Genomic DNA, 23,998 nt, shown 5'->3' on the forward strand with positions numbered 1-23,998 from the left:
TTTCCGAAGCAAATACCGCTTTCAAACAATAAAGATAATCATTATCATTCGCTCTTCTGCGGATCAGCCCGGCTGCTCCCCTTTCGCTGAAAGAGCCAAACAAAATGAGACTTGCTGTTTTACGCTTACCTTCGCTGTTGCTGTGCGCCCTGATCCTCTCCCCATCCGGCCATGCTGCCGATGGCTGGCCACGTTCGGTGCCTGGTCATGAGAGGCCGCTGGTTCTGCAACATCAGCCCCAACGTATCGTATCAACCAGCGTCACGCTGACCGGTTCGCTACTGGCGATTGGTGCGCCGGTTGTTGCCAGCGCCGCCACCATGCCGGGGCAGCGCTTCGCCGATAAGCAGGGTTTCTTCCGCCAATGGGGGGATATTGCCGTGAAGCAAGACGTGAAGCGGCTCTATTCCGGTGAGCCGAATCTGGAGACTATTGCGGCTGAAAAACCCGATCTGATTGTGGTCAGCGCCACCGGCAATGATTCCGCCATCGCGTTTTACGATCGTCTTTCGGTTATCGCACCGACGCTGGTCATCAACTATGACGACAAGAGCTGGCAGCAGGTTGAGCGGGAGCTTGCTCAGGCCACGGGCAATGAAGCCGGAGCTGAGCGTTCCATTCAGTCTTACGCGCAGCGCGAGGCGGAAGTGAAAGCGAAGCTGGCACTGCCGCCACAGCCGGTCTCCGCGCTGGTTTACAATCCTCATGCTCATATTGTTAACCTGTGGACCGGGGAATCAGCGCAGGGCAAGATGCTGGTGTCGCTGGGTTTTACGCTGGCCACACCGCCTGAAAGGATTCTACGCGGAAGCCAGCGCCTGAAGCGTAAAGACATTATCCCACTCAGCGGCGAGACGCTGGCTACCGGAATCACCGGAAGGTCGGTGCTGATGTTCGCTACCGATGATTCGGGCAAAGCGGCATTACTGTCCGAACCTCTGGTTGCGGGATCCGGGGCGATTCGCGCCGGTCACGTCTGGACTCTGGGTTACGACAGCTTCCGTCTTGATTACTACAGTGCCAATCATCTTCTGACCCGCCTTGAGCAACTGTTCAGTAAATCCTGATTACTGGCCCGGCAGTTGCTTAAGCTGACGGGCACTTTTCTCTTCTCTCCGCCGGATCTGATTGATTAATCACCTGTCGTAACCACAACAAATAAAAGACATTTCAATGAGAATGCGATAAATAATCGAATTGATAATTATTTTTATTTGCAATAATGTATTTCCGTCTATTTACTTTATAACTTGCCCCAAAAATACGGGTTGGGCGGATCTGCAGGGAATCAGACTTTTGAAAAAATTATCGCGTTTATCTTTAGCTATCTTTATTGAACTTGGGATGGTGACAACAGTGATGGCTGCCGATGCTGACACTGCGGGTACGTTGGTGGTGACTGCCGCACAGCAGAATCTTCAGGCTCCGGGCGTTTCGACCATCACCGCTGACGAAATCAAAAAACGTCCTCCTGCCCGTGATCTGTCTGAAATTATTCGTACCATGCCGGGCGTTAACCTGACCGGCAACTCGACCAGCGGGCAGCGTGGCAATAACCGTCAGATCGACATTCGCGGAATGGGGCCGGAAAACACCCTGATCCTGATTGATGGAATGCCGGTCTCCAGCCGTAACTCTGTCCGTCTGGGCTGGCGTGGTGAACGTGATACCCGTGGTGATACTGACTGGGTGCCGCCAGAGATGGTTGATCATATTGAAGTGATTAGGGGACCGGCTGCGGCCCGTTATGGCAACGGTGCTGCGGGTGGCGTGGTGAACATCATCACCAAACAGACCACCAATGAATGGCACGGTTCGTGGAATACCTACCTGAACATGCCCGAGCATAAAGAAGAAGGGGCGTCCAAACGCACCAACTTCTCGCTCAACGGGCCACTGGGAGACGCTTTCAGCTTCCAGCTGTATGGCAACCTCAGCAAAACTCAGGCTGATGCGCAATACATCAACGAAGGGCATCAGTCGCTGAGAACGGGAACTTATGCTGATACCGTTCCCGCCGGGCGTGAAGGTGTGGAGAATAAGGATATTCACGGCAAACTGCGCTGGGAATTTGCTCCGCGCCAGGCGCTGGAATTCACTGCGGGTTACAGCCGTCAGGGCAATCGCTATGCAGGCGATACGCAAAATACCAACACCAGTACGTTGGTGAAAGATAGCTATGGGAAAGAGACTAACCGTCTGTACCGTCAGAACTTTGCCATTAACTGGACCGGTGTCTGGGATAATGGAGTCAGTACCCGCAGCTATGCGCAGTATGAAAAAACCCGTAATACACGAATGGATGAAGGGTTGGCCGGGGGAACCGAAGGTATCTTCTCCGATGACGGCTTTTCCACCATCCAGCTTGATGATGTTTTGCTGCACAGCGAAATCAGTGTGCCTTTTGAATTGCTGGTCAATCAGACTGCGACCTTTGGTACCGAATGGAACCAGCAGCGCATGAAGGATGGCGCTTCCAATACTCAGGCCCTGTCCGGCGGTGGTATTGACGGAATCGACACCACCAACCGTAGCCCGTACTCCTCGGCAGACATTTTCTCGCTGTTTGCGGAAGACAATATGGAGCTGACCGACAGCACCATGCTGGTTCCGGGTCTGCGCTTCGACCATCACAGCATTGTGGGCAACAACTGGAGCCCCTCTCTGAACCTGTCGCAGGTGCTGGCCGATGACTTCACTCTCAAGCTGGGGATTGCCAGAGCCTATAAAGCGCCAAGCCTGTACCAGACCAACCCGAACTACGTGCTGTACAGCAAGGGCCAGGGATGCGCGGCCAGTGCCGCAGGATGCTATCTGATTGGCAATGAAGATCTTAAACCTGAGACCTCCATTAACAAGGAGGTGGGCATTGAGTACAAACATGATGATTATCAGGCTGGCCTGACCTGGTTCCGCAATGATTACCGTAACAAAATTGAGTCGGGCTATCTGCCGACCGGCGTTTCAACCACCGGCACCACGGATATCTATAAATGGGAAAACGTGCCGAAAGCCGTGGTTGAAGGACTGGAAGGGACGGTAAATTTCCCGGTGACGGAGGCCGTCACCTGGAATAACAACCTGACTTATATGCTGCAGAGTAAGAATAAAACCACCGGCGACCGTTTGTCAGTGATCCCGCAATACACACTGAACTCCACGCTGGCATGGCAGGCAACAGAGGATTTATCGTTGCAAACCACCTTCACCTGGTACGGCCGTCAGACGCCGAAGAAGTATAACTACAAGGGAGAGGCGGTGACCGGTACGGAGAAATCAACGGTCAGCCCTTATTCCATTCTGGGGCTGAGTGGTACCTATGATGTAAATAAATATGCCAGCGTCACGCTGGGGGTGGATAATCTGTTTGATAAGCGTCACTTCCGTGAGGGTAATGCGCAGACAACCGGCAATGCCGCGACCAATGCTTACATGTACGGGGCTGGTGCGAACACTTACAACGAAGCCGGACGCACCTGGTATGTGAGTGTGAATACACACTTCTGATGGCAACAGCGGTGGGCGAATGGACTCGCCCGGTCAGTTCAGTTTGGCTGGCAGCCAGCAGATGGCATTCAGCCCACTTCGGTCCTGTCGGTTGGTTAACCGCAGTTCGCCATGGTGGATTTGAGTAATTCGCTGAACGATATTCAGGCCCAAACCGCTGCCGCCATAACGTTGATCCATGCGGCGGAAAGCTTTGGTCAGATCCTGCGATGCAGAAGGGTCGATACCGGGGCCTTCATCCCGGACGGTAAAGCTGCTGCCGTTCTCTTCTTTCTGCACGATCAGGGTGATATGGCTGCCTTCGGGGCTGTATCTGGAGGCGTTCTCCAGCAGATTGCGCAGCATAAGACGCAGCAGAACTGCATCACCCTGAACCTCCTGCGTATCGTCACCCGCCAGCTCAAGGGTCTGATTACGTAGCGTCAGCATTTCGACCATCTCCAGCTGCAGCGGTTCGAACACCTGATTCCAGTTCACCACCTGATAGTGTCCGCTTGCCAGCGCCTGACCGGCACGCGACAGCATCAGCAACTGCTCGATGACGTGCATCAACTGGTCAATGCGCTGAACCAGCATCGGCCCCTGAGAGACTCCCTGTTGCTCAAGCAGTTCGAGGTGCAGACGCAACCCGGCGAGTGGCGTTCGCAATTCGTGCGCGGCATCTGCAGTGAACAGTCTTTCCTGCTGTAGCGTGTGATCCAGCCTGCTTAACAGCTGATTCATTGCGCCGGTGACGGCAGCGATCTCATCCATATCGGAGAAATGCGGCAGGGGAGAGAGGTTATCCGCTGAACGTTCTGAAAGGCTTTTCTGTAACGAGCGCAGAGGACGAATAATCCAGCTGATTGCCCAGAACGACAACAGCAGGGTAAAGCAGACCATCACGATGGATGGCAGCAGCAGTGAGGCAATCGCTTCGCGAATTTCGCCTTCAACACGTTCATTACGGGCATGAGCGGACAGCGTTTCGTTGACCAGAAAACCAATCTGCTCGCGACTTTCATGCCACAGCCAGGCGGCGCTCATCAGCTGACAGGTCAGAAGAATAAGCGCCAGCATAATCAGCAAACGCCGACGCATACTGTTCAAGATCGTTCTTCCAGACGGTAGCCCACGCCACGCACGGTTTTGATCCGATCTTTGCCCAGCTTACGGCGCAGGTTATGAATATGGACTTCCAGCGTGTTGGAACCGGTATCGTCCTGCCAGCTGTAAAGATCCTGTTGCAGTGTTTCCCGGTGCACCGTCTGGCCAATACGCATCAACAGGCGCGTAAGCAGAGCAAACTCTTTCGGTGTGATTTCAACCGGCTGATCGTCAAGGCAGACCTGCTGCGAGGAGAGATTCAGGGAGATGTCGCCATGCTGCAGCAGATTATCGCTACGTCCCTGATAACGCCTGATCAAAGCCCGTACGCGAGCCTTCAGCTCAACCAGAGCAAAAGGCTTCACAAGATAATCATCGGCCCCGGCATCCAGTCCTTCCACCCGATCCTCCAGTGCGTCACGAGCCGTGAGGATTAGCACGGGCAAATCGATATTCTCTTTACGCCACTGACACAGCAGATCCCCGCCGTCACGATCGGGTAAGCCCAGATCCAGCACGATCAGACTGTATTGCCCGCTCTGCAGTAGGGCACAGGCTTCTGACCCTTTTGTGGCCGAGTCCACGGCGTAACCCTCACTGGTCAGCGCCTGAACCAGTCCGCCCAGCAGAAGGGCATCATCTTCAACAATCAGTAGTTTCATTATCTTTAGTTGTTTTGGTAAACATCCTTATAGAGTCGGCTTTCAAAGCGTACCAGAGGAATTCTGCGCTGTTTCTGATCCTGCGGCGGTACGGCATAGCCAGAAAGAAACTGGACGAAGGCCACGCGCTGACCGCTGGCAGTAGTCATAAAACCGGCGAGGTTATACACGCCCTGCAGCGATCCGGTTTTGGCCGAGACCTTGCCGTCAACGCCTGCTTCATGAAGACCACCGCGATAGCGTAGCGTTCCGTCATAGCCAGCTAGTGGCAACATGGAAATAAAGTTCAGCTGTTGATCATTTTGTGCAATGTATTGCAACACCTGCATCATAGTAGCAGGGGAAATCAGATCGTGGCGCGACAGCCCGGATCCATCCATCTGAATGCTGTTGCCGAGATCGATATTGGCTTTCTGCCGCAGGATCTGACGCACGGCATCGGAACCGGCACGCCATGTACCCGGCACGCCGAAGCGTTCATGGCCAATGGTACGGAAAACGGTATCGGCGATCATGTTGTCCGACTTTTTCAGCATAATTTTCAGCAGGTCATGCAATGGAGCAGACTGTGTTTCTGCCAGCGCGGTGGCTGGTTGCGTAGGTTGTGTCTGGCGAAGCAGGTGACCTGAATAATCGATCCCCGCATCCTGCAGTTCAGCTTTCAGCAGCGCACCGGCATAACTGGCACCGTCCTGAATGGCAAAGGCCAGCGGCAGCGGTTCAGCGCGCTGGGTCATGCAACCTGTCAGCGTAAAGCGGTTCAACTCGCCCGGCACCACGTCCAGTTCACAGTATTGAGCATCAGACGAGCCACGAGCCAGCGTACGCACTTCGCTGAACATATTGACCGGATAGTAAGATGCCACGCGGATAAAGGCTTTATCGCCTGGGTTCGGCGCGCTATAGAGCGAGACCGAGAAGCAATTACGATCAACGATTGCCGCGCCCGGAGGTGCACTGAAGCACTGGGTCAGATCGTTCCACGGCCAGCCCGGGGCCTTGTCGTGACTGGCAAACACGGAAGTATCGATAACCAGGTTGCCCTGAATATGCTGCACGCCCTGTTTTTTCAGCGTAGCCACCATGTTGCGCAGGTCCTGTCGGGTCAACGTGGGATCGCCGTCAAACCGCGCCACAAGATCTCCCTTCAGCGTACCGCCGCTGAGGGTTCCTTTACTTTCCAACTGGGTATGAAAACGGAAGTCCGGCCCCAACTGCAAAAGAGCGGCCAGTGCGGTAAGCAGTTTCATGGTACTGGCAGGAAGCGCCATCTGTTTACTGTGGTAGTCAATAGAAGGCGTGCTTGCGCCTGTTTTCTGTACAATCAGCGCCAGATTCGCGCCATCAGGTAAATACTGGGTGTAGTTTTCAACCGGGGTAGCGTGGGCATTCAGCATAAATGCGCAGGTTAAGCCGGTAACAATTCGTGAAAATCGCATAATCTCGCGTTTACTGACAGGTGATGTTGTCATACTACGGTGCATCAAGGTGGAAAGTAAACGATGACCCATAAGGAACTCTGCGGTAAAATACGTATCAAAATGCAAACCTCCAGGCCCTGGGGCACACCTCCGGGGCTGGTTTCTTTCGTTTGTAATTCAGTGGCAAGCGCCGCAGAACGCTTTTTCTGCATCAACCTGTCAGGATGACGAAATTTTGTACAGGACAGATTTTACGAGGTATTGAGATGAATCAGATTCCGATGACGTTAAGGGGCGCAGAAAGACTGCGCGAAGAGCTCGAAGAGCTGAAAACCATTAAACGCCCCAGAATTATTGCCTCAATTGCTGAAGCGCGTGAGCACGGCGACTTAAAAGAAAACGCAGAGTATCACGCTGCGCGCGAAGAGCAGGGCTTCTGTGAAGGACGAATCCAGGAAATCGAAGCCAAGCTGTCAAATGCTCAGGTGATCGACGTGACTAAAATGAACGCTAACGGTCGTATCATTTTCGGTTCTACCGTCACCGTGCTGAATCTGGATACGGACGAAGAGGCGACCTATCGCATCGTGGGTGATGACGAAGCCGACTTTAAGCAGAATCTGATCTCAGTGAACTCGCCAATGGCCCGTGGCCTGATTGGTAAAGAAGTGGATGATGTTACCGTGATTAAAACACCGGGCGGCGATGTGGAATATGAAATTCTGAAAATTGAATACCTCTGACGGGTGCTGCTTCAACCTTACAGAGTGTAAAGAAAGGAAAAAGGCCGCATAGCGGCCTTTTATCAACATCAGGAGCGTGGCACCTTCTTCTGGCTAAGTTGCCGGTAGGTGCCTGATCTTCAACGTGGAAGAGCGATCTTACGTTCCTTCGTTGGACGGTACAGCACCAGCGTCTTGCCGATGACCTGCACATTTGCAGCCTTGGTTTCGCGCACGATAGCTTCAACAACCAGGGCTTTCGTCTCACGGTCTTCCGTGGCGATTTTCACCTTGATGAGCTCGTGGTGCTCCAGTGCCTGTTCAATTTCGGCCAGCACCCCTTCGGTCAGGCCGTTGTTGCCCAGCATAACCACTGGCTTCAGCGGATGGGCCAGCCCTTTCAGGTGCTGTTTTTGTTTGGTACTCAGATTCATCGTATTTTTTACTTACATTGGGATTGAAAACGGGTCATTCTACCGCCATCTCTGGTGTATCACCAAATCGGCATGCTGATTTGCGCGGTTTATTTATCGCATACTTTGAATCATAGTTGGAAATTGTATGACTGGTAAAAAGCGTTCGGCCAGTTCCAGCCGCTGGCTGCAGGAACACTTTAGCGATAAATATGTGCTACAGGCACAGAAAAAAGGGCTGCGCTCGCGCGCCTGGTTTAAACTTGATGAAATACAGCAAGGTGACAAGCTGTTTAAGCCGGGGATGACGGTAGTCGACCTTGGCGCAGCACCAGGTGGCTGGTCTCAGTATGTTGTTACTCAGATTGGCAATAAAGGTCGCGTGATCGCCTGTGATATCCTGCCGATGGATCCTATCGTTGGTGTCGATTTCCTTCAGGGCGATTTTCGTGATGAACTGGTTCTCAAAGCCTTGATGGACCGCGTTGGTGATGCAAAAGTACAGGTTGTCATGTCCGATATGGCGCCCAACATGACCGGCACGCCTGCGGTAGACATTCCAAGATCAATGTATCTGGTTGAGCTTGCGCTGGAAATGTGTCGGGATGTTCTGGCACCAGGCGGTAGTTTTTTAGTGAAAGTGTTTCAGGGAGATGGCTTTGAAGATTACCTCCGGGAAATTCGCTCCCTGTTTACGAAAGTGAAAATTCGTAAGCCGGACGCTTCACGTTCTCGTTCGCGTGAAGTGTACATTGTAGCGACAGGGCGCAAACTATAGTACCCTACGCTGTCTGTTAACACAGTTGTAATAAGAGGTTAATCCCTTGAGTGACATGGCGAAAAACCTGATTCTCTGGTTAGTCATCGCAGTCGTGCTGATGTCTGTCTTCCAGAGCTTTGGGCCCAGCGAGTCGAATGGCCGTAGGGTTGACTACTCAACCTTCCTGTCGGAAGTGAACCAGGATCAGGTCCGCGAGGCACGTATTAACGGGCGTGAGATCAACGTTGTCAGAAAAGACAGCAACAAATACACAACCTACATCCCCGTCAACGATCCTAAGTTGCTCGATAACCTGTTGACTAAAAACGTGAAAGTAGTGGGCGAACCGCCTGAAGAACCGAGCCTGCTGGCGTCGATCTTCATCTCCTGGTTCCCTATGCTGTTACTTATTGGTGTCTGGATTTTCTTCATGCGCCAGATGCAGGGCGGGGGCGGCAAAGGCGCGATGTCCTTTGGTAAAAGCAAAGCTCGCATGCTGACAGAAGATCAGATCAAAACCACCTTTGCTGACGTGGCCGGTTGCGATGAAGCGAAAGAGGAAGTGGGTGAGCTGGTTGAATACCTGCGCGAGCCAAGCCGCTTCCAGAAACTGGGTGGTAAAATTCCAAAAGGCGTACTGATGGTCGGTCCTCCGGGTACCGGTAAAACGCTGCTGGCGAAAGCCATCGCAGGCGAAGCAAAAGTGCCTTTCTTCACCATCTCCGGTTCCGACTTCGTGGAAATGTTCGTTGGTGTGGGTGCATCCCGCGTCCGTGACATGTTCGAGCAGGCTAAAAAAGCGGCTCCCTGCATCATCTTTATCGATGAGATCGATGCGGTAGGCCGTCAGCGTGGCGCTGGCTTAGGCGGTGGTCACGATGAGCGTGAGCAGACCCTGAACCAGATGCTGGTTGAGATGGACGGCTTTGAAGGCAACGAAGGTATCATCGTGATTGCCGCAACTAACCGTCCGGACGTTCTGGACCCTGCGCTGCTGCGTCCGGGCCGTTTCGACCGTCAGGTTGTGGTCGGTCTGCCAGATGTCCGTGGTCGTGAGCAAATTCTGAAAGTGCATATGCGTCGTGTGCCGCTGGCAACCGATATTGATGCAGCAATCATTGCACGTGGTACTCCGGGCTTCTCCGGTGCTGACCTGGCGAACCTGGTGAACGAAGCGGCACTGTTTGCTGCTCGTGGCAACAAGCGTGTCGTGTCGATGGTTGAGTTCGAGAAAGCGAAAGACAAAATCATGATGGGTGCAGAACGTCGCTCCATGGTGATGACCGAATCGCAGAAAGAGTCCACCGCGTACCATGAAGCAGGCCACGCCATTATTGGTCGTCTGGTTCCGGAACACGATCCAGTGCACAAAGTAACGATTATTCCTCGCGGCCGTGCCCTGGGCGTGACGTTCTTCCTGCCGGAAGGTGATGCAATCAGCGCCAGCCGTCAGAAACTGGAAAGTCAGATCTCCACCCTTTACGGCGGTCGTCTGGCTGAAGAGATCATTTACGGCGTTGAGCATGTTTCTACTGGTGCCTCTAATGACATCAAAGTAGCAACCTCAATAGCACGTAACATGGTGACGCAATGGGGCTTCTCAGAGAAACTTGGCCCGTTGCTGTATGCGGAAGAAGAGGGCGAGGTATTCCTCGGCCGCTCCGTAGCAAAAGCGAAGCACATGTCTGATGAAACTGCCCGCATCATCGATCAGGAAGTGAAGTCATTAGTGGAAGGTAACTACCAGCGCGCACGTCGCATCCTGAACGAAAATATGGACATCCTTCACGCAATGAAAGACGCGCTGATGAAGTATGAAACCATTGATGCGCCGCAGATCGATGACCTGATGGCACGCCGTGATGTGCGTCCGCCAGCAGGTTGGGAAGATCCGGGCACCAACAATTCTGACAGCAACGGTACGCCAAAGGCACCGCGCCCGGTTGATGAACCGCGCACGCCAAACCCTGGTAATACCATGTCAGAGCAACTGGGCGACAAATAAGCCGTCCTGCTATCGCTCCCCTTAACCCCGGCGCTGACCGGGGTTTTTTATATCCCCGCAATGCAAAACCCATCAGGAGAACCGCAGAGATGAAGCTTTACGCCAGAAATTCCGTGCTCGATTTATCACATCCCCATGTAATGGGGATTCTGAATGTGACGCCGGATTCTTTTTCAGATGGCGGTAAGCATAACGATCTTATTCAGGCCCTCACTCACGCTAATGAGATGATTAATGCCGGTGCCACCATCATTGATATCGGCGGAGAATCAACCCGTCCGGGTGCTGATGAGGTCAGCGTGGAGCAGGAGCTTGAGCGGGTGATCCCTGTGGTGGAAGCGATTTCTCAGCGTTTTGAAGTGTGGATTTCGGTCGACACCTCAAAACCTGAAGTGATCCATGAATCGGCGAATGCCGGTGCGCATCTGATCAACGATATTCGCTCTCTGCAGGAGCCTGGTGCTCTGGAAGCCGCTGCGGCCACCGGCCTGCCAGTCTGCCTTATGCACATGCAAGGAGAGCCGCGTACCATGCAGCAGTCGCCAAAATATAAGCACTTCCTGCAGGATGTGGACGCCTTTTTTGTTGAGCAGATTGCCCGCTGCGAAGCTGCCGGGATTAAAAAAGAGCAGTTGCTGCTCGACCCGGGATTCGGTTTCGGTAAGAATCTCTCTCATAATTACCAGCTGCTGGCCCATCTGGCCAATTTCCACCACTTTGGTCTGCCGCTACTGGTGGGGATGTCACGCAAAAGTATGATTGGCCAGTTGCTGAACGTCGGGCCGTCGCAGCGCCTGACCGGCAGTCTCGCTTGTGCGGTGATCGCCGCCATGCAGGGCGCGCATATCCTGCGCGTTCATGATGTTAAAGAAACCGTCGAGGCGATGCGCGTCGTCGAAGCAACACTGTCAGCGAAGGAAGAGTAACGCTATGAGCAACCGTAAATATTTTGGTACCGATGGCATCCGCGGCAAAGTAGGCGAATCGCCAATTACCCCTGACTTCGTGCTGAAGCTGGGCTGGGCGGCGGGTAAGGTACTGGCAAGAAACGGCTCAAAGAAAATTATCATTGGTAAGGACACGCGCATTTCAGGATACATGCTGGAATCGGCGCTGGAAGCTGGTCTGGCCGCTGCCGGATTATCAGCCGCTTTTACCGGTCCGATGCCGACTCCGGCCATTGCCTATCTGACCCGTACCTTCCGTGCTGAAGCGGGGATAGTTATCTCTGCCTCGCATAACCCGTTTGACGACAACGGCATCAAATTCTTCTCCGTAGAAGGCACCAAGTTGCCTGACGATGTGGAAGAAGCCATTGAAGCGGAGATGGAAAAGCCGATTACCTGTGTGGAATCTGCTGAACTGGGCCGCGCCAGCCGTATTGTTGATGCTGCCGGCCGCTACATTGAATTTTGTAAAGGGACGTTCCCCAGCGAGCTGAGCCTGAACGGCCTGAAAATTGTGGTCGATTGTGCCAACGGCGCAACCTATCACATCGCGCCAAATGTTCTGCGCGAGTTAGGCGCAACTGTCATCACTCTCGGCGTGCAGCCAGATGGTATGAACATCAACAAAGAGTGTGGTGCCACGGATGTTCGTCAGCTTCAGGAACGTGTTCTGGCGGAGAAAGCTGATATTGGTCTGGCCTACGACGGTGACGGCGATCGTATCATGATGGTGGACCACCTCGGCTACAAGGTGGATGGCGACCAGATCCTCTACATCATTGCTCGCGAAGGTCTGCGTCAGGGCCAGCTGCGCGGTGGCGTGGTCGGAACGCTGATGAGCAATATGGGGCTTGAACTGGCTCTGAAACAGTTGGGCATTCCTTTCGCCCGTGCCAAAGTTGGTGACCGCTACGTACTGGAGAAGCTGCAGGAAAAAGGCTGGCGTCTGGGGGCGGAAAACTCCGGCCATGTGATCCTGCTCGATAAAACCACCACTGGTGACGGCATCGTTGCCGGTTTGCAGGTACTCACTGCAATGGTGCGCAATCACATGAGTCTGCACGATCTTTGTAGCGGTATGAAACTGCTGCCGCAGATCCTGGTTAACGTTCGTTACAGCGGTGAAACCGATCCATTGGAAGACGATCAGGTGAAAACGGTCACGGCAGAAGTGGAAAAAGAGCTGCACGGCCGTGGCCGGGTATTGTTACGCAAATCCGGTACTGAACCGCTGATCCGCGTGATGGTGGAAGGCGAAAACGAAGAACAGGTCACTTCGCTGGCGCATCGCATTGCCGATGCGGTGAAGGCGGTTTAAGCGATCCCAGAACAGAACAATAATGGGTGATGTGCGGCTCAGGTGGGTTAAGCGGATGGACGATCATCACACCGTATGTGAAGGGATGCACCTAACTGATCGTTCTGGTTGCCTGATTTAACGACGTTTTTTGGGGTTTCGCAGCGGCTTTTGCCGTTTTTTTCCGCAATCAGTAACGGGGCGGTAAATTGCCCTTGCGTGGACAGGCTGCTTTGGTTAGTATTCACACCCGCTTCTGATGGGTAGTGACGACGCTATCTCTCTAACTGGCTTGAAGCTTTTGATGTGCGGTTACCGCGCAAGGAACAGGTTGAATTATGTACGAAGCTCTTTTGGTAGTTTTCCTTATTGTGGCAATCGGCCTTGTGGGTCTGATCATGCTGCAGCAAGGTAAAGGCGCTGATATGGGCGCGTCATTTGGTGCTGGCTCCTCGGCAACGCTGTTTGGTTCTAACGGTTCAGGTAATTTCATGACCCGGATGACTGCAGTGCTGGCGACGTTGTTCTTCATCATCAGCTTGATCCTGGGCAACCTTAACAGCAACAAGACCCAGAAAGGAAGTGAGTGGGAAAACCTGACTCAGCCTGCGCAGTCTCAGCAGCAGAGCCAGCCAGCTAAACCGGCTACGCCGGGCAGCGATATTCCGCAGTAAGCAGTAAAAAGTCGTATTGTTTCAGAGTTTCAGAAATAAAAAAGTCGCATCTTTAGTGCCGTGGTGGTGGAATTGGTAGACACGCTACCTTGAGGTGGTAGTGCCCGCATGGGCTTACGGGTTCAAGTCCCGTCCTCGGTACCAAATCTCAGTTTTGCTTGCATTTTATGCAAGATCGGCGTAGTATTTGCCACGTTTTCGGACGCGGGGTGGAGCAGCCTGGTAGCTCGTCGGGCTCATAACCCGAAGGTCGTCGGTTCAAATCCGGCCCCCGCAACCACTTTCCCTTAGAGTTCTTTTTCAAATATACTGTATGCATCGACGGCGCATTATCAGCAGATTTTGAAAAAAATTCTTATGGATTGTGCCGAACCGCCATTTATGGCGTACAGGGTCCAGTCGCATAAAGCCCCGATTTTTCGGGGTTTTTTGTTATCAGGAAACAGCATACTGGGCTATTAAGCCCTTTTTTTATGTCTTGGGGGTGGGCTTGTCCACATTAGAGCAAAAATTAACAGAGCTGATTTCAGCACCGGTAGAAGCGCTAGGCTACGAACTGGTTGGTATTGAGTTTGTACGCGGTCGCACATCCACGTTGCGCATCTATATTGATAGTGAAGATGGCATCACTGTTGACGATTGTGCTGATGTCAGCCACCAGCTAAGCGCAGTGTTTGACGTTGAAGATCCAATCACTGTGGCTTATAACCTTGAAGTCTCCTCACCAGGCCTTGAGCGCCCACTCTTCACCGCAGAGCATTACGCACGATTTACCGGCGAAGAAGTGAGTCTGGTGCTGCGTATGGCCGTACAGAACCGCCGCAAATGGCAGGGAATCATTAAATCTGTAGAAGGTGAGATGATCACTGTTGCCGTTGAGGGTAACAACGAAGTGTTCGCGCTGAGCAACATCCAGAAGGCGAACCTGGTTCCCCACTTTTAAAAGTCCGGATTGAGGCATACCAGGATGAACAAAGAAATCTTAGCTGTAGTCGAGGCCGTATCTAACGAGAAATCCCTCCCACGCGAGAAGATTTTCGAGGCGCTGGAGAGCGCACTGGCAACGGCTACCAAGAAAAAGTACGAGCAGGAAATCGACGTCCGTGTCAGCATCGACCGTAAAAGCGGTGACTTTGATACGTTCCGCCGTTGGGTCATTGTGGATGAAGTCACAATGCCAACTCGCGAGATCACTCTGGATGCCGCGCAGTTCGAAGATGCATCGCTGAATCTGGGTGAATTCGTTGAAGATCAAATCGAATCCGTGACCTTTGACCGTATCACCACTCAGACGGCCAAACAGGTTATCGTTCAAAAAGTGCGTGAAGCTGAACGCGCGATGGTCGTTGACCAGTTCCGTGAGCAGGAAGGTGAGATCATCACCGGTGTCGTGAAGAAAGTGAACCGCGACAATATCTCTCTGGATCTGGGCAACAACGCCGAGGCTGTCATCATTCGTGAAGATATGCTGCCGCGTGAAAACTTCCGTCCGGGTGACCGTATTCGCGGCGTTCTGTACGCCGTTCGCCCTGAAGCACGCGGTGCTCAACTGTTTGTCAGCCGTTCCAAGCCGGAAATGCTGATCGAACTGTTCCGCATTGAAGTGCCGGAAATCGGCGAAGAAGTAATTGAAATTAAAGCCGCTGCGCGCGATCCTGGCTCCCGTGCCAAGATTGCAGTGAAAACCAACGACAAGCGTATCGACCCGGTCGGTGCTTGCGTGGGGATGCGTGGTGCGCGTGTTCAGGCGGTATCCAGCGAGCTGGGTGGCGAGCGTATTGACATCGTGCTGTGGGATGATAATCCAGCGCAGTTCGTGATCAATGCCATGGCCCCGGCGGATGTCGCCTCTATCGTGGTTGATGAAGATAATCACACCATGGATATCGCTGTTGAAGCCGGAAATCTGGCTCAGGCGATCGGCCGTAATGGCCAAAACGTGCGTCTGGCTTCACAGCTGAGCGGCTGGGAGCTGAACGTCATGACAGTCGACGATCTGCAGGCTAAACACCAGGCTGAAGCCCATGCTGCCATCGGCGTCTTTACCAAACATCTCGACATTGACGAAGACTTTGCCACCGTACTGGTTGAAGAGGGCTTCTCTTCACTGGAAGAGCTGGCTTACGTTCCGATCAACGAGCTGCTGGAAATTGACGGTCTGGATGAAGAAACAGTAGAAGCGCTGCGCGATCGTGCGAAAAATGCGTTAACCACCCTTGCTCTGGAAAAGGCAGAGAGTCAGGGCGTAAACCCGCCAGCAGAAGATTTGCTGAATCTGGAAGGTCTGGATCGTGACCTGGCGTTTAAGCTGGCAGCGATTGGCGTTTGCACGCTGGAAGATCTTGCCGAGCAGGGTGTTGACGACCTGACAGATATTGAAGGCCTTAACGACGAACAGGCCGGTGAGCTGATTATGGCTGCCCGAAATATCTGCTGGTTCGGCGACGACGCGTAATAAACTGTAGCAGGAAGGAACAGCATGACAGATGTAACCGTAAAATCGCTGGCCGCAGAGATTCAGACCCCGGTAGAACGCCTGGTACAGCAATTTGCTGATGCAGGGATCCGCAAGTCTGAAACTGACTCTGTGACGCAGCAGGAAAAAGAGACGCTCCTTACCCATTTGAATCGCGATCAAAACGGCGGTTCTGGTAGACTGACTCTGCAGCGCAAAACGCGCAGCACCTTGAATATTCCTGGCACCGGGGGTAAAAGTAAATCGGTGCAAATTGAAGTCCGCAAAAAACGCACCTATGTAAAAGGCGATCCTGCAGAAGCTGAACAGGCTGAAGCAGAAGCGCAGGCACAGCGTGAAGCGGAAGAACTGGCTCGTCGCGAGGCTGAAGAAAAAGCCCAGCGCGAAGCTCAAGAGAAAGCGAAGCGTGAAGCCGAGGAGCAGGCTAAACGTGAGGCAGCTGATAAAGCCAAACGTGAAGCAGCGGAAAAAGATAAAGTGAGCAATCAACATACCGACGAAATGACCCGGGCAACTCAATCCGATAAAGCCCGCCGGGAAGCTGAAGCTGCAGAGCTGAAGCGTAAAGCCGAAGAAGAAGCGCGTCGTAAGATCGAAGAAGAAGCGAAGCGCGTAGCGGAAGAAGCTCGTAAAATGGCGGAAGAGAAAGGCTCTGAGTGGGCGGAAGCGGAGAAAGAAGTTGAAGACACTTCTGACTACCACGTGACCACCTCCACGCATGCTCGTGCTGCTGAAGACGAAAACGATGCGCAGGTCGAAGGCGATCGTCGTTCCCGTGCAGCTCGCCCGGCTAAAGCCCCACAGCGTAAGAAAGGCAACAAGCACTCTGAAGCAAAAACCGACCGTGAAGAAGCGCGTGCGCAATTCCGGGGCGGTAAAGGCGGCAAGCGTAAGCCAAGCACACTGCAGCAGGGCTTTAACAAGCCAGCGCAGGCCGTTAACCGTGACGTGATCATCGGTGAGACCATCACCGTTGCTGAACTCGCTAACAAAATGGCAGTGAAAGGTTCCCAGGTCATCAAAGTGATGATGAAAATGGGCGCCATGGCCACCATCAACCAGGTTATCGATCAGGAAACTGCCCAGTTGGTCGCGGAAGAGATGGGTCACAAAGTGACTCTGCGCCGTGAGAACGAGCTGGAAGAAGCGGTAATGAGCGATCGTGATACCGATGCAGCAATGGAATCCCGTGCGCCGGTCGTGACCATCATGGGCCACGTTGACCACGGTAAAACCTCTCTGCTGGATTACATTCGCTCCACCAAAGTCGCCTCTGGCGAAGCGGGTGGTATTACTCAGCACATCGGTGCTTACCACGTTGAAACTGACAACGGTATGGTCACCTTCCTGGATACCCCGGGCCACGCCGCGTTTACCGCAATGCGTGCTCGTGGTGCTCAGGCAACGGATATCGTTATCCTGGTTGTGGCTGCCGATGACGGCGTGATGCCACAGACTATCGAAGCTATCCAGCATGCTAAAGCGGCGAAAGTGCCGGTTGTGGTTGCTGTGAACAAGGTCGATAAGCCAGAAGCCGATCCGGACCGTGTTAAGAACGAACTCACCCAGTACGGGATCATCCCGGAAGAGTGGGGCGGCGAGAACATGTTTGTTAACGTGTCTGCCAAAGCTGGTACCGGTATTGACGACCTGCTGAACGCCATCCTGCTGCAGGCTGAAGTTCTGGAACTGACTGCAGTGCGTCAGGGTATGGCAAGCGGCGTGGTAATCGAATCCTTCCTGGATAAAGGTCGTGGTCCGGTTGCTACCGTACTGGTACGTGAAGGTACGCTGAACAAAGGTGATATCGTACTGTGCGGCTTTGAATACGGCCGTGTGCGTGCGATGCGTGATGAACTGGGTCGTGAAGTGCTGGAAGCGGGTCCTTCCATTCCAGTGGAAATCCTCGGCCTGTCAGGTGTGCCTGCTGCCGGTGATGAAGCGACCGTGGTTCGTGACGAGAAGAAAGCCCGTGAGGTTGCACTGTATCGTCAGGGCAAATTCCGTGAAGTTAAGCTGGCTCGTCAGCAGAAATCTAAGCTGGAAAACATGTTTGCCAACATGACCGAAGGCGAAGTTTCCGAACTGAACATCGTGCTGAAAGCCGACGTACAGGGTTCTGTCGAAGCGATTTCCGACTCTCTGATGAAGCTGTCTACCGACGAAGTGAAAGTCAAAATCGTGGGCTCTGGCGTAGGTGGTATCACCGAAACCGACGCCACGTTGGCTGCAGCTTCCAACGCGATTCTGGTTGGCTTCAACGTGCGTGCTGATGCTTCTGCCCGCCGCGTGATTGACTCAGAAAGCCTGGATCTGCGTTACTACTCCGTCATTTATAATCTGATTGACGAAGTTAAGCAGGCGATGAGCGGTATGCTGGCGCCTGAGTACAAGCATCAGATCACCGGTCTGGCTGAAGTGCGTGACGTGTTCAAATCACCAAAATTTGGCGCTATCGCAGGCTGTATGGTGACGGAAGGCAACATCAAACGTCACAACCCAATCCGTGTACTACGCGACAACGTGGTTATCTATGAAGGAGAGCTGGAATCCCTGCGCCGCTTCAAGGATGACGTTAACGAAGTCCGTAACGGTATGGAATGTGGTATCGGCGTGAAGAACTACAACGATGTGCGTGTTGGCGATATGATCGAAGTGTTCGAGATTATCGAGATCCAGCGTACCATCGCTTAACGGTCGCCTGAAAAAGTGACTTATTTGGGAGGCCACTGCGCCTCCCGAATTATTTGGAGAGAATTATTATGGCGAAAGAATTTGGTCGCCCACAGCGTGTCTCGCAGGAACTGCAGAAAGAGATCGCGATTATTTTACAGCGTGAGATCAAAGACCCCCGTCTGGGTATGATGGTTACCGTCTCCGGCGTTGATGTCTCACGTGACCTGGCCTATGCCAAAGTGTTTGTTACCTTTCTCAATGATAAAGACGAAGACGCTATCAAAGCTGGCTTGCGCGCGCTGGGTGATGCCTCTGGCTACATCCGTACGCTGCTGGGCAAAGCGATGCGTCTGCGTATCGTTCCAGAGCTGACCTTCTTTTACGATAACTCGCTGGTTGAAGGGATGCGTATGTCTAACCTTGTCACTAACGTGGTCAGAAACGATGCTGAGCGTCGTGGTCCCACGGAAGAAGACAAGGAGGATTGATGAGCCGTCCTCGTCGTCGCGGACGCGACGTCCACGGTGTGCTGCTGCTGGATAAACCTCAGGGACTCTCTTCCAACGATGCGCTGCAGAAGGTCAAACGGCTGTTCACGGCGAATCGTGCGGGACATACGGGGGCGCTCGATCCTCTGGCGACCGGCATGCTGCCGATTTGCCTGGGTGAAGCCACCAAGTTCTCACAGTACCTGCTGGACTCCGACAAGCGCTACCGTGTGATTGCCCGTTTGGGGCAGCGCACCGATACTTCTGATGCCGATGGCCAGATTATCAGCGAGCGACCAGTCAGTTTCACGCAGGAACAGCTTGAAGATGCACTCGACAGCTTCCGTGGGGAAACCCGGCAGGTGCCGTCGATGTATTCGGCGCTCAAGTATCAGGGGCGCAAGCTATATGAATACGCTCGTGAAGGGATCGAAGTCCCGCGCGAAGCGCGCAGCATCGTGGTTTATGAGCTGAAGTTTATCCGCTGGGAAGAGAATGAACTGGAGCTGGAAATTCATTGCTCTAAAGGCACCTATATCCGTACCATTACGGACGATCTGGGTGAAATGCTGGGTTGCGGTGCGCATGTGATTTATCTGCGCCGTCTGCAGGTAGCCACTTATCCCATTGCCAGCATGGTGACTCTCGAGCAGCTTGCCGCGTTGAACGAAGAAGCGTTAAGAACGGAGCGCTCGCCAGCAGATTTACTCGACCCGTTGTTGATGCCGATGGACAGCCCGGCAGCCGCTTACCCGGAAGTGAATCTGCTGAGCGTGGTCGCTGCTTACTTCAGGCAGGGCCAGCCGGTGCAGGCTGCGAATGTCCCGGCTGAAGGCCTGGTGCGCGTCACCGAAGGGGCTGAGCGGAAGTTTATCGGGATGGCAGAGATTGCCGAAGATGGCCGGGTCGCACCGCGTCGTCTGGTTGTAGAATATTCCGACTAGTCATTTGCGTAAGCGAGTGGCTAAGAGTAGAATAGTTCGGCTTTACCATTGGGCTGCTGAATTAGAGATCGGCACCTGTACATTTATTATCATTTAATTTGGAGTTGTATCATGTCTCTAAGTGTTGAAACTAAAGCGCAGATCGTTGCTGAATACGGCCGTGACGCTAACGACAGTGGTTCTACCGAAGTTCAGGTTGCTCTGCTGACCGCACAGATTAACCATCTGCAGGGTCACTTCTCTGAGCACAAAAAAGACCACCACAGCCGTCGCGGTCTGCTGCGCATGGTTTCCCAGCGTCGTAAGCTGCTGGATTACCTGAAGCGTAAAGATGTTGCACGTTACACCAGCCTGATCGAGCGTCTGGGTCTGCGTCGCTAAGTCTTAAGAATCTGCCCGCCATTCAGTGCATTCTGAGATTAAAAACGGCAAAAAGGCGGATTCGTGCGAGTTTCGCTAAAAAGGGGCCTTTATGGCCCCCTTTTTTCAGGCAAGCGGCAGCAATTCAGACCAAACTATTGTATTGTTGCTGAGTGTGATCTTCAGTTGCAGAGGTTCGCGCGGCTAATGAGAGGCTTTGTCCCGGATGGGGATTAAGGGTTGTCATTAGTCGCGAGGATGCAGATGAGGATTTAAAAATCCACGGCAGGGTCAGTGCCTTGCCATGACGTTAAGGACAAAATTTTGCTGAACCCGATCGTACGCAAATTCCAATATGGTCAGCATACCGTTACCCTTGAGACCGGTATGATGGCTCGCCAGGCAACGGCAGCCGTAATGGTTAGCATGGACGACACAGCCGTGTTCGTGACCGTTGTAGGCCAGAAAAAATCCAAGCCAGGTCAGGACTTTTTCCCGCTGACCGTTAACTATCAGGAGCGTACCTACGCTGCTGGTCGTATCCCGGGCAGCTTCTTCCGTCGTGAAGGCCGTCCGAGTGAAGGCGAGACCCTGACCTCACGTCTGATTGACCGTCCAATCCGCCCACTGTTCCCTGAAGGGTTTGTTAACGAAGTCCAGGTCATTGCGACTGTGGTTTCCGTTAACCCACAGGTTAACCCGGACATCGTCGCAATGATCGGTGCTTCTGCGGCTCTGAGCCTTTCCGGTCTGCCTTTCAATGGTCCTATTGGCGCGGCGCGCGTTGGCTACCTCAACGATCAGTACGTTCTTAACCCAACTGCCGATGAGCTGAAAGAGAGCAAACTGGATCTGGTGGTTGCCGGTACTCAGGGCGCGGTACTGATGGTTGAATCAGAAGCTGAGCTGCTGAGCGAAGACCAGATGCTGGGTGCCGTGGTCTTTGGCCACGACCAACAGCAGATCGTAATCGATAACATCAATGCTCTGGTTGCCGAAGCGGGTAAACCGCGTTGGGACTGGCAGCCAGAAGCTGTAAACGAAGCGTTACATTCACGTATCGCTGCGCTGGCTGAAGCTCGTCTGAGCGACGCTTACCGCATCACCGATAAACAAGAGCGTTATGCTCAGGTTGACGTGATCAAATCTGAAGCCAAAGCAGCCCTGCTGGCCGAAGATGCAAGCCTGGACGAAGGCGAGATCAGCGACATCCTGCACGCGCTGGAAAAAGATGTTGTGCGTAGCCGCATCCTGCGTGGCGAGCCGCGTATCGATGGTCGCGAAAAAGACATGATCCGTGGTCTGGACGTGCGCACTGGCGTTCTGCCACGTACTCACGGCTCCGCGCTGTTTACCCGTGGTGAAACTCAGGCACTGGTAACCGCGACTCTGGGTACAGCCCGTGATGCCCAGAATCTGGATGAGCTGATGGGCGAACGTACCGACAGCTTCCTGTTCCACTACAACTTCCCTCCATACTCCGTCGGTGAGACCGGTATGGTGGGTTCGCCTAAGCGTCGTGAAATTGGTCACGGCCGTCTGGCGAAACGCGGCGTGCTGGCCGTCATGCCGAAAGGCGATGCGTTCCCATACACCGTGCGTGTGGTGTCTGAAATCACCGAATCCAATGGTTCCTCTTCTATGGCTTCCGTCTGCGGTGCTTCTCTGGCGCTGATGGACGCAGGCGTACCGATCAAAGCGGCCGTAGCCGGTATCGCGATGGGTCTGGTAAAAGAAGGCGATAACTTTGTGGTGCTCTCAGACATCCTGGGCGACGAAGATCACCTGGGCGACATGGACTTCAAAGTAGCCGGTAGCCGTGAAGGTATCACCGCGCTGCAGATGGACATTAAAATCGAAGGTATCACCCGCGAAATCATGCAGGTGGCTCTGAACCAGGCTAAGGGTGCGCGTCTGCACATTCTGGGCGTAATGGAACAGGCTATCAGCACCCCACGTGGTGATATTTCTGAATTTGCTCCGCGCATTCACACTATCAAGATTAGCCCGGACAAAATCAAAGACGTTATCGGTAAAGGCGGTTCTGTTATTCGCGCGCTGACCGAAGAAACCGGCACCACCATCGAAATTGAAGATGACGGTACGGTGAAAATTGCTGCGACCGACGGTGATAAAGCGAAATACGCTATCCGTCGTATCGAAGAGATCACTGCAGAAATCGAAGTGGGCCGTATCTACAACGGTAAAGTGACCCGCATCGTTGACTTCGGTGCCTTCGTGGCAATCGGCGGCGGTAAAGAAGGTCTGGTGCACATTTCTCAAATCGCTGACAAGCGCGTAGAGAAAGTGACCGACTATCTGCAGATGGGCCAGGAAGTGCCTGTGAAGGTACTGGAAGTTGATCGCCAGGGGCGCGTGCGTCTGAGCATCAAAGAAGCGACCGAGCAGGCTGCAGAGCCTGAAGCGGCCGCTGCGCCGAACCCAGAAGCAGAATAAGTCAGACCATTGAGCTCTCCATGCACTGTCATGGAGAGCTGTTTCATCGCGAGGGCAGGACGACACCTTGTGCACGGCAGGCGGATGAATGGATTTCATCCCATTGTTTGTATTCGGGAGTGGGAAATGAAGCCTTTTTTGCGCTGGTGTTTCGTTGCGACAGCTATAACGCTGGCAGGATGCAGCAACTCGGATTGGCGTAAGAACGAGGTTCTGGCTGTTCCGCTACAGCCGACGTTGCAACAGGAAGTCATCCTGGCGCGCATGGAACAAATTCTTGCCAGTCGGGCCCTGACCGATGATGAACGCGCACAGCTGTTATATGAGCGCGGAGTGTTGTATGATAGTTTAGGTTTGAGAGCACTGGCGCGAAATGATTTTTCACAAGCGCTGTCTGTCAGACCAGATATGCCTGAAGTATTCAATTACTTAGGCATATATTTGACGCAGGCAGGTAATTTTGATGCTGCCTATGAAGCGTTCGATTCTGTACTTGAGCTTGATCCAACTTACAATTATGCGCATTTAAATCGCGGTATCGCCCTGTACTACGGCGGAAGGTTTAAATTGGCGCAAGATGATCTGCTGGCGTTTTATCAAGACGATCCTAACGATCCTTTCCGTAGCTTGTGGCTGTATCTCGATGAACGAGAGATGAACGCCGACAAGGCCAAAGTAGCGCTTCAACAGCGTTATGATAAAGCGGTCAGAGACCAATGGGGATGGAATATTGTCGAGTTCTACCTGGGCAACATCAGCGAAAGCAAGCTGATGGACCGTCTCAAGGCGGACGCAACGGATAACACCTCGCTCGCTGAACATCTCAGTGAAACCAACTTCTATTTAGGTAAGCACTACCTAAGTCTGGGGGAGAAGGACAACGCAGAAGCGTTGTTCAAGCTGACGGTCGCCAACAACGTACATAACTTTGTTGAGCACCGATATGCATTGTTGGAGCTGGCGCTACTCGGCCAGACACAAGACGATTTATCAGAATCTGACCAGCAATAGCTGACGAACTTTTATTGCCCGAATTTTCGAAATGTCATCATCTTCGCGGATGAGGGCTTCTTTGTTCGTCGAAACCACTAATTTGAGCCGGT

Annotated in this window: 20 protein-coding genes and 2 tRNA genes; 18 read left to right on the top strand and 4 right to left on the bottom strand. The window is 53.2% G+C overall.

The window, feature by feature from the left end; translation table 11 throughout:
- Positions 1–104: 104 nt before the first annotated feature.
- The gene (gene fepB, locus GSQ70_RS08100; RefSeq protein WP_158782076.1) at positions 105–1,067 is read left to right on the top strand and encodes a Fe2+-enterobactin ABC transporter substrate-binding protein; all 963 of its coding nucleotides are present in this window, start codon (positions 105–107) and stop codon (positions 1,065–1,067) included.
- 277 nt (positions 1,068–1,344) lie between these two features.
- Positions 1,345–3,507 (top strand): TonB-dependent siderophore receptor, encoded by a 2,163-nt coding sequence (locus tag GSQ70_RS08105; protein ID WP_158785261.1) that lies wholly within the window; start codon positions 1,345–1,347, stop codon positions 3,505–3,507.
- A 33-nt stretch (positions 3,508–3,540) separates the two neighbouring features.
- Here the strand turns inward: GSQ70_RS08105 and pmrB are convergent, their stop codons facing one another.
- Genes pmrB through dacB form a run of 3 tightly spaced genes read right to left on the bottom strand, consistent with a single transcriptional unit; the run spans position 3,541 to position 6,694 of the window.
- Positions 3,541–4,596, bottom strand: coding sequence for a two-component system sensor histidine kinase PmrB (pmrB, locus tag GSQ70_RS08110; RefSeq protein WP_158782077.1), 1,056 nt, complete (start codon positions 4,594–4,596; stop codon positions 3,541–3,543).
- On the bottom strand, positions 4,593–5,255 hold the full coding sequence (gene pmrA / locus GSQ70_RS08115; RefSeq protein WP_158782078.1) for a two-component system response regulator PmrA: 663 nt from the start codon (positions 5,253–5,255) through the stop codon (positions 4,593–4,595). The genes pmrB and pmrA overlap by 4 nt, the downstream gene beginning before the upstream one ends.
- A gap of 5 nt (positions 5,256–5,260) precedes the next feature.
- Entirely contained in the window at positions 5,261–6,694 is a 1,434-nt protein-coding gene (dacB, locus tag GSQ70_RS08120; protein WP_158785262.1) for a serine-type D-Ala-D-Ala carboxypeptidase, read from the bottom strand.
- Positions 6,695–6,942: 248 nt separating this feature from the next.
- Here dacB and greA point away from each other — a divergent pair, with 248 nt between their 5' ends.
- Positions 6,943–7,419, top strand: a complete 477-nt coding sequence (gene greA / locus GSQ70_RS08125; RefSeq protein ID WP_158782079.1) for a transcription elongation factor GreA — start codon at positions 6,943–6,945, stop codon at positions 7,417–7,419.
- Positions 7,420–7,538: 119 nt separating this feature from the next.
- Here greA and yhbY read toward each other — a convergent pair whose 3' ends face one another.
- Positions 7,539–7,832, bottom strand: coding sequence for a ribosome assembly RNA-binding protein YhbY (gene yhbY, locus GSQ70_RS08130; RefSeq protein ID WP_158782080.1), 294 nt, complete (start codon positions 7,830–7,832; stop codon positions 7,539–7,541).
- Between the two features lie 127 nt (positions 7,833–7,959).
- Between yhbY and rlmE the strand changes: the two genes are divergently transcribed.
- From rlmE to nlpI, 15 genes are all read left to right on the top strand, one after another.
- Positions 7,960–8,589: a 23S rRNA (uridine(2552)-2'-O)-methyltransferase RlmE gene (gene rlmE / locus GSQ70_RS08135; RefSeq protein WP_158782081.1), complete on the top strand. Its 630-nt coding sequence runs from the start codon at positions 7,960–7,962 to the stop codon at positions 8,587–8,589.
- Positions 8,590–8,644: 55 nt separating this feature from the next.
- A complete protein-coding gene (ftsH, locus tag GSQ70_RS08140) occupies positions 8,645–10,576 on the top strand; it encodes an ATP-dependent zinc metalloprotease FtsH (protein WP_158782082.1) in 1,932 nt (643 codons plus the stop codon).
- A gap of 89 nt (positions 10,577–10,665) precedes the next feature.
- Positions 10,666–11,502 (top strand): dihydropteroate synthase, encoded by an 837-nt coding sequence (folP, locus tag GSQ70_RS08145; RefSeq protein WP_158782083.1) that lies wholly within the window; start codon positions 10,666–10,668, stop codon positions 11,500–11,502.
- Positions 11,503–11,506: 4 nt separating this feature from the next.
- Entirely contained in the window at positions 11,507–12,841 is a 1,335-nt protein-coding gene (gene glmM / locus GSQ70_RS08150; protein ID WP_158782084.1) for a phosphoglucosamine mutase, read from the top strand.
- A 317-nt stretch (positions 12,842–13,158) separates the two neighbouring features.
- Positions 13,159–13,494: a preprotein translocase subunit SecG gene (gene secG, locus GSQ70_RS08155; RefSeq protein WP_158782085.1), complete on the top strand. Its 336-nt coding sequence runs from the start codon at positions 13,159–13,161 to the stop codon at positions 13,492–13,494.
- A 57-nt stretch (positions 13,495–13,551) separates the two neighbouring features.
- Positions 13,552–13,638, top strand: a tRNA-Leu gene (locus GSQ70_RS08160).
- A 59-nt stretch (positions 13,639–13,697) separates the two neighbouring features.
- Positions 13,698–13,774: transfer RNA gene (locus GSQ70_RS08165), tRNA-Met, on the top strand.
- 210 nt (positions 13,775–13,984) lie between these two features.
- A complete protein-coding gene (gene rimP, locus GSQ70_RS08170; RefSeq protein ID WP_158782086.1) occupies positions 13,985–14,437 on the top strand; it encodes a ribosome maturation factor RimP in 453 nt (150 codons plus the stop codon).
- A gap of 24 nt (positions 14,438–14,461) precedes the next feature.
- Positions 14,462–15,949 (top strand): transcription termination factor NusA, encoded by a 1,488-nt coding sequence (nusA, locus tag GSQ70_RS08175; RefSeq protein WP_158782087.1) that lies wholly within the window; start codon positions 14,462–14,464, stop codon positions 15,947–15,949.
- A 24-nt stretch (positions 15,950–15,973) separates the two neighbouring features.
- Positions 15,974–18,664, top strand: coding sequence for a translation initiation factor IF-2 (gene infB / locus GSQ70_RS08180; RefSeq protein WP_158782088.1), 2,691 nt, complete (start codon positions 15,974–15,976; stop codon positions 18,662–18,664).
- 68 nt (positions 18,665–18,732) lie between these two features.
- Positions 18,733–19,134: a 30S ribosome-binding factor RbfA gene (rbfA, locus tag GSQ70_RS08185; RefSeq protein WP_158782089.1), complete on the top strand. Its 402-nt coding sequence runs from the start codon at positions 18,733–18,735 to the stop codon at positions 19,132–19,134.
- Positions 19,134–20,078 (top strand): tRNA pseudouridine(55) synthase TruB, encoded by a 945-nt coding sequence (gene truB, locus GSQ70_RS08190; RefSeq protein ID WP_158782090.1) that lies wholly within the window; start codon positions 19,134–19,136, stop codon positions 20,076–20,078. The genes rbfA and truB overlap by 1 nt, the downstream gene beginning before the upstream one ends.
- A gap of 111 nt (positions 20,079–20,189) precedes the next feature.
- Positions 20,190–20,459, top strand: coding sequence for a 30S ribosomal protein S15 (rpsO, locus tag GSQ70_RS08195; RefSeq protein WP_158782091.1), 270 nt, complete (start codon positions 20,190–20,192; stop codon positions 20,457–20,459).
- A gap of 303 nt (positions 20,460–20,762) precedes the next feature.
- Positions 20,763–22,895 (top strand): polyribonucleotide nucleotidyltransferase, encoded by a 2,133-nt coding sequence (gene pnp / locus GSQ70_RS08200; RefSeq protein ID WP_158782092.1) that lies wholly within the window; start codon positions 20,763–20,765, stop codon positions 22,893–22,895.
- Between the two features lie 126 nt (positions 22,896–23,021).
- The gene (nlpI, locus tag GSQ70_RS08205; protein WP_158782093.1) at positions 23,022–23,906 is read left to right on the top strand and encodes a lipoprotein NlpI; all 885 of its coding nucleotides are present in this window, start codon (positions 23,022–23,024) and stop codon (positions 23,904–23,906) included.
- The last annotated feature ends 92 nt before the right edge of the window (positions 23,907–23,998 follow it).

It is taken from the genome of Pantoea sp. BAV 3049 (genome assembly GCF_009765445.1).
Taxonomy (GTDB): domain Bacteria; phylum Pseudomonadota; class Gammaproteobacteria; order Enterobacterales; family Enterobacteriaceae; genus Erwinia.

Bases quoted from the DNA above. Each gene is read 5' to 3' on its own strand.
- GSQ70_RS08105 (WP_158785261.1), top strand. From the start codon at position 1,345: ATGGTGACAACAGTGATGGCTGCCGATGCTGACACTGCGGGTACGTTG.
- rpsO (WP_158782091.1), top strand. From the start codon at position 20,190: ATGTCTCTAAGTGTTGAAACTAAAGCGCAGATCGTTGCTGAATACGGC.
- glmM (WP_158782084.1), top strand. From the start codon at position 11,507: ATGAGCAACCGTAAATATTTTGGTACCGATGGCATCCGCGGCAAAGTA.
- folP (WP_158782083.1), top strand. From the start codon at position 10,666: ATGAAGCTTTACGCCAGAAATTCCGTGCTCGATTTATCACATCCCCAT.
- infB (WP_158782088.1), top strand. From the start codon at position 15,974: ATGACAGATGTAACCGTAAAATCGCTGGCCGCAGAGATTCAGACCCCG.
- dacB (WP_158785262.1), bottom strand. From the start codon at position 6,694: ATGCGATTTTCACGAATTGTTACCGGCTTAACCTGCGCATTTATGCTG.
- rbfA (WP_158782089.1), top strand. From the start codon at position 18,733: ATGGCGAAAGAATTTGGTCGCCCACAGCGTGTCTCGCAGGAACTGCAG.
- greA (WP_158782079.1), top strand. From the start codon at position 6,943: ATGAATCAGATTCCGATGACGTTAAGGGGCGCAGAAAGACTGCGCGAA.
- nusA (WP_158782087.1), top strand. From the start codon at position 14,462: ATGAACAAAGAAATCTTAGCTGTAGTCGAGGCCGTATCTAACGAGAAA.
- rlmE (WP_158782081.1), top strand. From the start codon at position 7,960: ATGACTGGTAAAAAGCGTTCGGCCAGTTCCAGCCGCTGGCTGCAGGAA.
- yhbY (WP_158782080.1), bottom strand. From the start codon at position 7,832: ATGAATCTGAGTACCAAACAAAAACAGCACCTGAAAGGGCTGGCCCAT.
- ftsH (WP_158782082.1), top strand. From the start codon at position 8,645: ATGGCGAAAAACCTGATTCTCTGGTTAGTCATCGCAGTCGTGCTGATG.
- fepB (WP_158782076.1), top strand. From the start codon at position 105: ATGAGACTTGCTGTTTTACGCTTACCTTCGCTGTTGCTGTGCGCCCTG.
- truB (WP_158782090.1), top strand. From the start codon at position 19,134: ATGAGCCGTCCTCGTCGTCGCGGACGCGACGTCCACGGTGTGCTGCTG.
- pmrA (WP_158782078.1), bottom strand. From the start codon at position 5,255: ATGAAACTACTGATTGTTGAAGATGATGCCCTTCTGCTGGGCGGACTG.
- nlpI (WP_158782093.1), top strand. From the start codon at position 23,022: ATGAAGCCTTTTTTGCGCTGGTGTTTCGTTGCGACAGCTATAACGCTG.
- secG (WP_158782085.1), top strand. From the start codon at position 13,159: ATGTACGAAGCTCTTTTGGTAGTTTTCCTTATTGTGGCAATCGGCCTT.